Source organism: Streptomyces sp. RP5T, assembly GCF_003933965.1.
Taxonomy (GTDB): Bacteria; Actinomycetota; Actinomycetes; order Streptomycetales; family Streptomycetaceae; genus Streptomyces.
Map to the genome: position 1 here is coordinate 19,009 of NZ_RSAJ01000037.1, position 11,701 is coordinate 30,709.

11 protein-coding genes are annotated in these 11,701 nt (G+C 70.3%); 2 read left to right on the plus strand and 9 right to left on the minus strand.

Features of this window, described 5'->3' with window-relative positions:
• Positions 1 to 133: 133 nt before the first annotated feature.
• The gene (locus EHS43_RS06625) at positions 134 to 1,360 is read left to right on the plus strand and encodes a cytochrome P450 (RefSeq protein WP_125189599.1); all 1,227 of its coding nucleotides are present in this window, start codon (positions 134 to 136) and stop codon (positions 1,358 to 1,360) included.
• A gap of 78 nt (positions 1,361 to 1,438) precedes the next feature.
• On the opposite strand, the gene EHS43_RS06630 is transcribed toward EHS43_RS06625, so the two are convergent.
• From EHS43_RS06630 to EHS43_RS06660, 7 genes are all read right to left on the minus strand, one after another.
• The gene (locus EHS43_RS06630) at positions 1,439 to 2,704 is read right to left on the minus strand and encodes a cytochrome P450 (protein WP_125189600.1); all 1,266 of its coding nucleotides are present in this window, start codon (positions 2,702 to 2,704) and stop codon (positions 1,439 to 1,441) included.
• Complete coding sequence (locus EHS43_RS06635) at positions 2,701 to 3,339, minus strand: ATP/GTP-binding protein (RefSeq protein ID WP_125189601.1); 639 nt, start codon at positions 3,337 to 3,339, stop codon at positions 2,701 to 2,703. Before EHS43_RS06635 ends, EHS43_RS06630 begins: the two co-directional genes overlap by 4 nt.
• Positions 3,320 to 3,676, minus strand: coding sequence for a DUF742 domain-containing protein (locus EHS43_RS06640; protein WP_125189602.1), 357 nt, complete (start codon positions 3,674 to 3,676; stop codon positions 3,320 to 3,322). The genes EHS43_RS06635 and EHS43_RS06640 overlap by 20 nt, the downstream gene beginning before the upstream one ends.
• The gene (locus tag EHS43_RS06645; RefSeq protein WP_125189610.1) at positions 3,673 to 4,092 is read right to left on the minus strand and encodes a roadblock/LC7 domain-containing protein; all 420 of its coding nucleotides are present in this window, start codon (positions 4,090 to 4,092) and stop codon (positions 3,673 to 3,675) included. The genes EHS43_RS06640 and EHS43_RS06645 overlap by 4 nt, the downstream gene beginning before the upstream one ends.
• Before the next feature lie 153 nt (positions 4,093 to 4,245).
• Entirely contained in the window at positions 4,246 to 6,009 is a 1,764-nt protein-coding gene (locus EHS43_RS06650; protein ID WP_125189603.1) for a sensor histidine kinase KdpD, read from the minus strand.
• 345 nt (positions 6,010 to 6,354) lie between these two features.
• Positions 6,355 to 7,398: an NAD-dependent epimerase/dehydratase family protein gene (locus EHS43_RS06655; RefSeq protein ID WP_125189604.1), complete on the minus strand. Its 1,044-nt coding sequence runs from the start codon at positions 7,396 to 7,398 to the stop codon at positions 6,355 to 6,357.
• Positions 7,395 to 7,862 (minus strand): MerR family transcriptional regulator, encoded by a 468-nt coding sequence (locus EHS43_RS06660; RefSeq protein ID WP_125189605.1) that lies wholly within the window; start codon positions 7,860 to 7,862, stop codon positions 7,395 to 7,397. Before EHS43_RS06660 ends, EHS43_RS06655 begins: the two co-directional genes overlap by 4 nt.
• Before the next feature lie 247 nt (positions 7,863 to 8,109).
• Between EHS43_RS06660 and EHS43_RS06665 the strand changes: the two genes are divergently transcribed.
• Positions 8,110 to 8,370 (plus strand): WhiB family transcriptional regulator, encoded by a 261-nt coding sequence (locus EHS43_RS06665; protein WP_125189606.1) that lies wholly within the window; start codon positions 8,110 to 8,112, stop codon positions 8,368 to 8,370.
• 55 nt (positions 8,371 to 8,425) lie between these two features.
• Here EHS43_RS06665 and pntB read toward each other — a convergent pair whose 3' ends face one another.
• Together pntB and EHS43_RS06675 are read right to left on the minus strand one after the other, a co-directional pair.
• Complete coding sequence (gene pntB / locus EHS43_RS06670) at positions 8,426 to 9,892, minus strand: Re/Si-specific NAD(P)(+) transhydrogenase subunit beta (protein WP_185806137.1); 1,467 nt, start codon at positions 9,890 to 9,892, stop codon at positions 8,426 to 8,428.
• Positions 9,893 to 9,898: 6 nt separating this feature from the next.
• Positions 9,899 to 11,455, minus strand: a complete 1,557-nt coding sequence (locus tag EHS43_RS06675) for a Re/Si-specific NAD(P)(+) transhydrogenase subunit alpha (RefSeq protein WP_125189607.1) — start codon at positions 11,453 to 11,455, stop codon at positions 9,899 to 9,901.
• Positions 11,456 to 11,701 lie beyond the last annotated feature (246 nt).

The window sequence follows — 11,701 nt, forward strand, 5'->3', positions numbered from 1 at the left end:
AACTCGACCCTACCCTCTCGCCCTCAGGAGAACGCCGTTTTGCGCTCAACTTCGGCCAGGACTGGCCTGTTTGAGGCCACGTAAGATCATTAACCTGGTGCGCGAGCGCAGGCATCCACCTCGAAGGAGTTCCGTGTCCACGGCCCAGCAGGTTCCTGACATCCTTTCGCCCGAGTTCGCCGCGAACCCCTATCCCGCCTACGCGGTCATGCGGGAGAAAGAGCCGCTGATCTGGCACGAGGCCACGCAGAGCTATGTCATCTCCCGCTACGAGGACGTCGAGCGGGTCTTCAAGGACAAGAACGCGGAGTTCACGACCGACAACTACAACTGGCAGCTGGAGCCGGTCCACGGCAAGACGATCCTGCAGCTCAGCGGCCGTGAGCACGCGGTGCGCAGGGCCCTGGTCGCACCCGCCTTCCGCGGCAGGGACCTCCAGGAGAGGTTCATGCCGGTCATCGAGCGCAACTCCCGCGAACTCATCGACGTGTTCCGGCACACCGGCTCCGCCGACATCGTCGGCGACTACGCCACCCGTTTCCCGGTCAACGTCATCGCGGACATGCTGGGCCTGGACAAGGCCGACCACGCCCGCTTCCACGGCTGGTACACGGCCGTCATCGCCTTCCTCGGCAACCTCGCCGGTGACCCCGAGGTCACCGCGGCGGGCGAGCGCACCCGGGTGGAGTTCGCCGAGTACATGATCCCGATCATCCGTGAGCGGCGCGACCACCCGGGTGATGACCTGCTGTCCTCGCTGTGCGCCGCGGAGGTCGACGGTGTCCGGATGAGCGACGAGGACATCAAGGCGTTCTGCAGTCTGCTGCTCGCGGCCGGTGGGGAGACCACCGACAAGGCGATCGCCAGCATCCTGGCCAACCTGCTGGTGCATCCGGACCAGTTGGCGGCCGTCCGCGAGGACCGGAGCCTGATACCCGCGGCCTTCGCCGAGACGCTGCGCCACACCCCGCCCGTGCACATGATCATGCGGCAGTCGGCCACCGAGGTCCAGGTCACCGGCGGCACCATCCCAGCCGGAGCCACGGTGACGTGCCTGATCGGCGCCGCCAACCGGGACGAGCGGCGCTACCGCGAGCCCGACCGGTTCGACATCTTCCGTGACGACCTCAGCACGACCTCGGCGTTCTCGGCCGCCGCGGATCACCTCGCCTTCGCGCTCGGCCGCCACTTCTGCGTCGGCGCCCTGCTCGCCAAGGCGGAGGTCGAGACCGGCGTGAACCAACTGCTGGACGCGATGCCGGACCTCCGTCTCGCGGACGGTTTCGACCCCGTCGAGCAGGGCGTGTTCACGCGCGGCCCGCAGGCGCTGCCGGTGCGCTTCACCCCGAGCGGAGTCTGACGCCGACCGCCGGCATCACCCCCGCCGTCTCCGGCCCGGGCAGTTCGCGCGTCCCTGCCCGGGCGGTGGCGAGTACGGCTACTGCACGGCAGGGGTGAACTGCACGGGCAAGGTGGTCAGTCCGCGCATCCAGATCGACGGACGCCACGTCAGTTCCTCCGGCTCGACGGCCAGCACCAGGTCGGGGAGGCGCTCCAGCAGCGTCTCCACCGCCGTACGTGCCACCACGTCCGCCATCAGCGGGGCGGGATAGGGGCAGCGGTGCTCACCGTTGCCGAAGGACAGGTGCGCCGAGTTCTCCGCACCGACATGCGACTCCGGCCAGATCTGCGGGTCGGTGTTGGCGGCCGCGAGACCCAGCACCAGGCAGTCCCCCTCGCGGATGAGCCGACCCCCCAGCTGCGTGTCGCGCACGGCCCACCGGCCGATGAAGTTCTGCGTCGGCGTGTCCAGCCACAGCACCTCGTTCAGCGCGTCCCCCACGCTGACCCTGCCGCCGGAGACGTTCAGCGCGAAGCGCTCGTCGGTCAGCAGCAGCCGCAGGGTGTTGCAGATCCAGTTGGCGGTCGGCTGCTGCGCGGCCGCGATCACGGTGATCAGGTCCTGCACGACCTCCTCGTCGCTGAGGCCGGCCGGGTCCAGCAGCATCCGGGACGTGACGTCCGGACCGGGCCGCTCCCGCTTCTCCTTGACCAGCTGCACGATCCGCTCGCCGACCCGGGTGTACGCGGCCACCGGGTCCTCGCCCTCACCGGCGTCGAGCGAGATCCTCAGGTCGTCGACGAGCTGCTCGGTGTCGGTGCTGTCCTGCGGCATGCCGCACATCCACAGCACGGCACGGGCCGGCAGCGCGTGGGCGTACATGCTCATCAACTCGGCCTGACCGCTGCCGGAGAACGACGAGACCAGCTGACCGGAGATCAGCTCGCACTCGCGGGCCAGCTCGAACTGGTCCACGCCGTCCAGCGCCTGGGTGATCACGCCCGCCCGGCGCTGGTGCTCCGCCCCCTCGGTGAACAGCACGGACGGCTGGTAGCCGACGAACGGCAACAGGGGCCAGTCCGACGGAATGTGATCCCACTGGTTCCAGCGTCGCGAGTCCCGCGCGAACAGCTCGTCGTGGCTGGTCACGTAGCAGACCTCGGGATAGCCGAGGACCAGCCAGGCGGGGATGTCGTGGTCGAGCAGCACCGGCGCGACCGCCCCGTGCTCCCGGCGCAACGAGCGGTACAGCTGCGAGGGCGTCTGCTGGTACTCCAGGCCGCCCAGCCGCACCGCGCCGTCGTGCGCGGGGCAGCCGGGGGGCGGAGTGGATGCCGACGGGGAGCCGGTGGGATCGCTCACGGTGTGCTCTCCTGGGACAGTGCCATTGAGTAGAGGTGGTCCACGAGGGCGATGAGGACCTCCTTGCCCGAGGACCTGACCCGGGCGTCGCAGTCGACCATCGGCACATGCTCACCCAGCGCGAGGGCCGTGCGGATCTCCTCCAGCGAGAAGCGGTTCTCGTCACCGTCGAAGCGGTTGACGGCCACCACGAACGGGGTCTTGTGGTGTTCGAGCCGGTCGATCGCGTACCAGCAGTCCTCCATACGGCGTGTGTCGACGAGGACGACCGCGCCCAGCGTCCCGGAGAACAGGCGGTCCCACAGAAACCAGAACCGCTCCTGGCCCGGTGCCCCGAACAGGTAGAGCACCATGCGCTCGTTGAGACTGATACGGCCGAAGTCGAAGGCGACGGTCGTGGTCGTCTTGCCCTCCACACCGGCCGTCTCGTCGACCCCCTGCCCGGCCTGCGTCATCAGCTCTTCGGTGTTCAGCGGCCGGATCTCGCTCACCGAACGGACCAGGGTGGTCTTGCCGGCCCCGAACCCACCGACCACGACGATCTTCAGACCGGTCTCGGCCGCGTCGGCCAGCGGTGTGCGCCGGGAGGGAGGCTCGGAGGTTTGGGAGGAAAGCTCAGAGGTTGCGGAGCCCATTGAGGACCTCCTGGAGCAAGGCGGTTTCGGGAAGCGACGCGACGGACTCGGCGGCGCGGGGGTGACGGGCGCTGATCTTGCCCATGTCGTGCAGGTCGCCGACGAGGATGCGGGCGACCGTGACGGGCAGTTTCAGCTCGGCGGAGATCTCCACCAGCGCCGTGGGGTGTCGGCACAGCTCGAGGATCCGCACGTGCTCCGACTGCATGCCGGTGCTCGGTTCGCTCTCGCTGACGATCAGCGTCACCAGGTCGAAGGTCTCGTCAGCGGTGCTGCGGCCGCCCGTGACCATGTAGAGCCGGTCGGGATCCCCGACGTCCACGGGTTTACGGATCACGCGCGGGCACCCCGGCCGACGGGCGTACGCGGTTCCGCCCTCAGATGCTCGCCGATCTGCTCGACGAGTTCCGTCATCTGGTGACCGACGACGCCCGGGTCGGCGTTCTCCTGCGCGACGACGGCCAGGTGCGCGCCCTCGCCCGCCTCCACGATGAACAGCAGGCCGCCGTGGAACTCCGTCATGGAGTGCCGCACACCGCCCGACCCGTCTCCGAACTCCACGGAGGCGCCCTGCGCGAGGGCCTGGATGCCGGAGCAGATGGCCGCCAGCTGGTCGGCCTGGTCGAGCGTCATGTGCTCCGTCCAGCACAGCTTCAGGCCGTCCCGCGACAGGACGAGGGCATGGCGGGTGCCCGGGGTGCGCTCCAAGAGGTTCGTCAGGAGCCAGGTGAGGCTGTTGTCAGTGGTCTCCATGGTGATCGGGACGAGTGGCGACCGGTCGGCGGTCACCCGGCCCGTTCCTCCTATCCATCGAATGCGGCGACGAGGTGCTGAGTAGAGGGCTGCTGCCCGTGACGTGTGCGGGGCCGTGCGGTCCGCGGGCCGTGAGGTGCGGGGGTTCCCGCCTCACTCGGCCGCGGTCCCGTCGCCGTCACCGGGCGGAGTGACGGAGTCGCCGGACACGCCACCGCCATGACGGGCACGGTGGAAGGCACCGAACCTGCTGCCGGCGTCGCGCGCGACGGCCGGTTCGGTCGGCTCGGCCGCGGGTGCGGGGGCCGCGGGTTTCTGCCGTGCGCGCTCTGCGGCGGCCATCGTGCGGCCGGGGGCGCGTACGGGCAGGGTGCGGCCGGGGGACGCACCGGGGTCGGACGCACCGTGCTCGGCGGGGACTTCGGTGCTGGGCAGGGGCGTCACCTCGGCGGACGGGGCCGGTTCCGCGGCCGGTCGGGTGCGCGGGGCCGGCGTCTCCTCGGCTTCGGTGACGGGGGCCGGTGCGGCCGGGATCTCCGCGACGCGTCGCGGCCGCTCGACGACGGGCTCGCGCTGCTGGGCCAGGAGCTGGGGAGGCAGCAGTACGACGACGCCGGTGCCGCCGCGCGAGGACGGCCGGTAGTTGACGCTGATGCCGTAGCGCGCGGCGAGCCGGCCGACCACGGTCAGGCCGAGCCGGGTGCCCTGCAGCGAGGCGAGGTCGGTGACCCGGCCCGACACGGAGTCCTCGGCACGGCGCATGGCGGCGTCCGACATCTTCAGGCCGCTGTCCTCGATGGTGACGACAAGACCGGCGCTGCGTTCCTCCACGTACACGTGGACCTCGTCGATCGGCGGCGAGAAGTTCGCGGCGTTGTCCATGAGTTCGGCGAGCAGATGCATCACGCCCTCGGCGGCGAAGCCCGCGATCGCCGCCTTGCTGGAGGAGTGCAGGCGCACCCGCCGGTAGGCGGCGATCCGGCCGACGGCTCCGCGCAGGATGCTCTCCATGACGATCGGCTTGTTCCAGACGCGGCTGGAGCGACCGCCCATCAGGAGGGCCAGCCGGTCCGTCATCAGACCGAGCTGCGAGGTGCTGTGGTCCAGCCGCAGCAGGTCACCGAAGACGTCCTGGCCGTGCCGGTCCTGCATCTCGCGCAGGTCGGCCAGCATCGCGACGGTCTTGGACTGGACCCGGCTCAGCGCCTTGGCGGAGGCGGCCTGGGCGGCCGCGGAACGCCGTTCGCTGTAGGCGAGTTCACGGACGAACCACTCCGCCGCTTCCCGCACCAGGGCGCTCTGCGGCCAGTCGAACTTGGTGAGGACGGTGCTGCCGGAACTGCCTTCCCTCAGCAGGGCCACCGCGGCGGGCAGCGTCTCCTCGATCAGTCGCTCGAGTTCCGCCCGGCCCTTGGCCAGTTCGCTGCGCATCTGGCGCAGTTCGGTCTCGGCGGTGCCGGCTCGCCCGACCGACGCGCCGAGCTCCGCGGCGAAGGTCTCCAGTATCTGGCGCAGTTGCGGGTCGGACGGGGTGGCCACACGGGAGAGGGAGTCCTCGGCGCTCGCGCCGCTCCTCAACTGCTGTGCGATCCCCGGAAGGCTCACGTTGACGAGCTGGGCGACCTCGGTGCCCTGCTGCTTCCAGTTGTCCTTGGTCATCCCGAGTTCGCTGTCCCGGGCGGCCGCCTGCCGACGGGCACGACGTACGAGGTAGAACGCGATGCCGGTGACGAGGGCGACACAGCACCAGGCTGCGATCGCCGTGCCGAGCACCCAGGAACGGGCGTCGGCGGGAGCGAGAACGGCCGCCGCGGCAGCACCCGCGGCCGCGGCGACCAGGACGACCGGGAACACGGCCGGAGAAGAACTCGCTCCTTTCCCACGCCGACGCTGACGGGAGCGAGCAGGCACTGGCATTCCGCGGTCCCTCGGTTCGTACGAGCAGGCACGACTGCAGGTCATCGGCGGTCCGGGAAGGGCGACCGGCCAGGGGACGGTGCGCTTCCGGATCACGCGTGCCGCTCATGCTAGCCACCCTTTCGAGTGAGGGAAGGACACCAACGGCCCCTTCCGGCACACGAGTTCACTTAGTCGGGAAACCACCCTCGTGTTTCTTGCGTGTGGTAAGCACCTGCCCTGACGACGGCTGGTTCCGAACGTGCGGAGGCCGGGATTCCGGAGTGTTCGGCGACGTCTCTCCGTGTCCCAGGACATGAGGGCCGCTCAGTCAGTGCATATTTTCGGACAACTTTCGAAACATTCTCAGCGCTCCAGCAGGCTGTCCGCGGTCGCCCCGATCGTCTCGACGACGTCCCGCGGCTTCCAGTCCAGGACCGCACGGGCCTTGGCGTTGCTGATGACGGGGATCCGGCCCCGGAGGGCCGCCGCGTCCCGCAGCGCGGGTTCCGTCCTGGCCGCCTCGATGACCTGCTCGATGGTCATCTCCTTCACCGGCAGCCGGGCGGCCGCGTCCGGGACGTGCTCACGCAGGATCCGTGCCATGCCGAACAGGCTGATCGACGGTCCCCCGACGGCGAGGAAGCGCTCCCCCGCCGCCTTCGGGTGCACCATGGCGCGCAGATGCAGGTCCACGACGTCCCGCACGTCGACGACACCGAAGTACATCAGCGGGACGACCGGCATCCGTCCGCTCAGCATGTTCTCGACCAGCCCGAGGGAGCCGGAGGCCCGCTCGCTCAGGCGGGGGCCGAAGATGCCGGTGGGGTTGATGACCGTCAGCTCGATGTCACCGTGGGAGTCGACGTAGTCCCAGGCAGCTCGCTCGGCGAGCACCTTCGACTTGTGATAGGCGGGCAGACCCGGGGTGTCCGGATCGGTCCAGTCGGTCTCGGAGTAGTGGTTGTCGGGCTTGAGGGTGTAGCCGACCGCGGCGAAGGACGACGTCATCACCACCCGCCCGATCCCGGCCGCCCGGGCCGCGGCGAGCACGCGCAGTGCGCCGTCGCGGGCGGGCCGGATGACCTCGTCCTCCGTCTCCGGTGGAGTGACGGGGAAGGGAGACGCGTGATGCAGGACATGGTCGACCCCGTCCATGGCCTCGGCCCAGCCGTGCTCGGCGCCGAGGTCGGCGACGGCGAACTCCAGCCGGCCGCCCGGGTCGGTCCCGGCCCGCTGGAGCGCGGCGAGGATACGGTCCCGCTGTGCCGGCTCCCGGAGTGTCACCCGGGTCCGGTAGCCCTCGGTGATCAGCCGGGCGATCGAGTGGCTGCCGACGAGTCCGGTGCCGCCGGTGACGAGTACGGTCCCGCGCTCCCGGGAGGAGGCGGCGACATTCTCTGTGCTCAACGTGAGGTCCTTCGCTCGGTGAATCGGTCGATGACGCGCGTGACGTCGTCGATGGCCTGCTTCTCGGCGTCCGCGTCCCCCCGCACCCGGGCGTCCCACAGGTCGGCCTTGCCCCGCAGGTACTGGAGGCGGAGCTGCAACTGCGCGATCTCGGCGGCGAGCCTGTCGGCGTGCGTGGTGAACAGCTCGTGCTGTGCGGCCGCGGCCGCATCCCCTTGGGCCCGCAGGTCCAGGTAGCGCCGCATTCCGGTGACGCTCATCCCCGCCGAACGCAGACAGGACAGCGCCAGGACGCGCTCCACGGTCGCCGGGCCGTAGCGCCGGTGACCGCTGGACTCGTCACGGCCGACCGTTCCGAGAAGGCCGATCTTCTCGTAGTAGCGCAAGGTGGGTTCACTGAAGCCCGACCGGTACGCCATCTCCTGGATGGTCAGGTCCGCGACGTGGTCTCTGCTCACTGCCATGCGGCAAGCCTGCGGTACTTCAAGCGCTTGAGGTCAACTCGGAGCGCTGCCGATGCGGTGCGCGTCACTCGCTTCGGCGCATTCCGGGTATCGGCCCGGAAGTGCTGCGCATGCCGGTTCGTATGTCGTGAAAGTCGGCTATGGCCTTCTATCGGCATGTGTCATAGGATGCCGTGCACCTCTGCCGGGACCGTGGCGCTTCAGCCGCGGTCACGCCTGTGCCCGGATCGGACCGCGGAGGTGCGGTATGGCTCGTACATCCTCGATCGAGAGCCCTCGCTCGACCTGGCGGCTTCGGGCGCTGTGCGTCGGCGAGGACCCCGAGCTGTTCTTCCCGCTGGTGGAGACGGACAGCGCCACGGCGCGCGCCCGCGCCGTGTGTCGCCGGTGTCCGGTACTGCTCGCCTGCCGCGACTGGGCCGTCCGCCACGGTGAGGCGGACGGCGTCTGGGGCGACACCACCGCGAGCCAGCGCAGAGCGATCCGCCGCGCCCTCTACAGCGGGTGATCGGCCGTCCGGGCCCCGCGTCCGCCGTCACGGCGGGCGCGAAGGCACCGGTCCGTCAGTGACTGGACACCGTCGTCTGCCGTGCCGCAGGTGCCGCGCCGGGCCGGCTGTCGGCCCCCAGAGCGTGCAGGATCTCCTCCACGCTCTGTTTGGCGTCGCCGAACAGCATGCCGCTGTTCTCCCGGAAGAACAGCGGGTTCTGCACACCCGCGTAACCGGAGGCCATGGAGCGTTTGAAGACGACGACCTGCTCGGCTTCCCAGACCCGCAGCACCGGCATCCCGGCGATCGGGCTCGCCGGGTCGTCGGTCGCGGCCGGGTTGACGGTGTCGTTCGCGCCGATGACCAGCACGACCGTGGTGCCGTCGAAGTCGTCGTTGATCTCGTCCATCTCCAGGACGATGTCGTAGGGCACCTTCGCCTCGGCGAGCAGCACGTTCATGTGACCGGGCAGGCGCCCGGCGACGGGATGGACGCCGAAGCGGACCTCGACACCCCGCCCGCGCAACTGCCGCGTCAGCTCCGCGACGGGGTGCTGCGCCTGGGCGACGGCCATGCCGTAGCCGGGGGCGATGATCACCGAGCGGGCCTGGGCGAGCATCTCGGCCACCTCCGCCGCCCGCACCTCACGGTGCTCCCCCTGCTCCTCCGCGCCGCCGGACGGCGCCTCGACGCCGAAACCGCCCGCGATGACGGAGAGGAAGGACCGGTTCATCGCCTTGCACATGATGTACGACAGGTAGGCGCCGGAGGAGCCCACCAGCGCGCCCGTGACGATGAGCAGGTTGTTGTCGAGCAGGAACCCGGCCGAGGCCGCCGCCCAGCCCGAGTAGCTGTTCAGCATGGAGACGACGACGGGCATGTCGCCACCGCCGATGGAGGCGACCAGGTGCAAGCCGAGCGCCAGGGCCAGGGCGGTCACCGCGATCATCAGGGGCAGGCTCGGGCTGATCGTGAACCACACGGTCAGCGCGACGAACGCCACGAGCGCCCCGACGTTCAGGGCGTTCTTGCCCGGCAGCATCAGCGGCCGGGACTTGATCCGCGCCGACAGCTTCAGGAACGCGACGATCGAGCCGGTGAAGGTGACCGCGCCGATGAAGATGCCGATGAACACCTCGGCGTGGTGGATGCCCAGCAGTTCGGCGCCGACCTCGGTCTGCGCCGATCCGTGGGACTCCACCTCCAGGTAGCTGTTCCAGCCCACCAGCACCGCGGCGAGGCCGACGAAGCTGTGCAGGACGGCGATGAGTTCGGGCATCTGCGTCATCTCGACGCGCCGGGCCCGCCACAGGCCGAGCGCCGCGCCCAGCGCCGTCGCCAGCACGATCAGCGCGACCGCTCCGGCGCTGATGCTCCGCGCCGCCACCACCACGGTGGCGACCAGGGCGAGAGCCATGCCGGCGATGCCGTAGACGACGCCGGCGCGGGAGGTGCGGTGCTGGGAGAGTCCGGCCAGGCTGAGGATGAACAGCAGGGCGGCGACCAGGTCGGCCGCGTGGGAGGCGGTCAGGGAGGTCATCTCGGCTCAGCCTTTCGAGAACATGGAGAGCATGCGGCGGGTGACGGCGAAACCGCCGAAGATGTTGACGCTCGTCAGCAGGATCGCCACGAAGGACAGCACGGTGACGAGCCGGCTCTCGTGGCCGATCTGCAGCAGGGCACCGATCACGACGATCCCGGAGATCGCGTTGGTCACCGACATCAGCGGGGTGTGCAGAGCGTGGTGCACCTTGCCGATGACGTAGTAGCCGATCACCACCGCCAGCGCGAACACCGTGAAGTTGCCGGCGAGTTGGGCCGGGGCGAAGGCCACCAGCAGGAACATGGCGAGCATCCCGAGCCCGATCAGGCCGAAGCGCCGGGCGGGGGTCAGCCTCGGCTGCTTCGGCGCGGGCGCCTCGGACCGGGCCGCGGGCCGCGCCGCGGGAGCGGCCGAGACCGCGACGGGGGGCGGCGGCCAGGTGACCTCACCGTCGCGTACGACGGTCACGGCCCGCTGCACGACGTCGTCGAAGTCGATCGTCAGCTGCCCGTCCTTGCCGGGGGTCAGCAGTTTCAGCAGGTTGACCAGGTTCGTGCCGAACAGTTGCGAGGCCTGGGCGGGGAGCCGGGAGGCCAGGTCGGTGTAGCCGATCAGCGTCACGCCGTTGTCGGTCACCACGATCCGGCCGGGCACGGTGCCCTCGACGTTGCCGCCCATCGCGGCGGCCATGTCGACGATGACGCTGCCGGGCTTCATCACGGCCACGTCCTCGGCCGTCAGCAGGCGCGGCGCGGGCCGCCCCGGGATCAGCGCGGTGGTGATGACGATGTCCACGTCCCGGGCCTGCTCGTGGTAGAGCTCTGCGGCGGCGCGGTCGTAGTCGTCGGAGGTCGCCCTGGCGTAGCCGTCGGTGCTCGCCTCCTGCGTGACGTTCACCGGCAGGTACTCGCCGCCCAGCGACTTCACCTGGTCCGCGACCTCCGGACGGGGGTCGGTGGCGCGCACGATCGCCCCGAGGCTGGAGGCGGCACCGATCGCCGCGAGACCGGCCACCCCCGCCCCGGCCACCAACACCTTCGCCGGCGGAACCTTGCCCGCCGCGGTGACCTGACCGGTGAAGAACCGCCCGAAGACGTGCGCGGCCTCGATGACCGCGCGATAGCCGGCGATGTTGGCCATCGAGGACAGCACGTCCATCGACTGGGCCCGCGAGATGCGCGGCACCGCGTCGAGCGCCAGGGCCGTCACCCCGGCATCGGCGAGCGCCCGGAGCAACTCGGGATTCTGTGCCGGGGCCAGCAGGGCGACCACGACCGCGCCCCTGCGCAGCCGGCGGATCTCGGCCTCGGTGGGGGCGTTCACCTTCAGGACGACGTCCGCCTCCCAGGCCTCGGCGATCCCCGCGCCGACATCGGCGTACGCCTGGTCGTCGAAGCCCGATGCCTCCCCGGCCCCGGACTCGACGACGACCTCGTAGCCGAGACCGATCAGCTGCCGCGCCGTCGCCGGGGTCGCGGCGACCCGGGTCTCACCGGAGACGGACTCGGCCACGACGCCGACGCGGCAGGGCGGGTGGTGCGCGCTTTCTTCAGCAGACATGTCCTGTATCTCTCGTCAGAGGAGGTGCGAAAGGGAGATCTGCGCTGCGTGGGTTACGACGTCCTGCCCCGTGATCGCCGGTACGTAACCACCGGGCTCACCTCGCCACTCCGTACAATTGTGGCGAACTTTCGTATCGAAGGCGGAGGGTGGCTCGCGTGACGTCCCCATTCGCCGACCCCGGACACGGCGCCGACCCCCTGTTCGACCTCGACGCCCTGACCGGGACGCCGACGGGCGACGCAC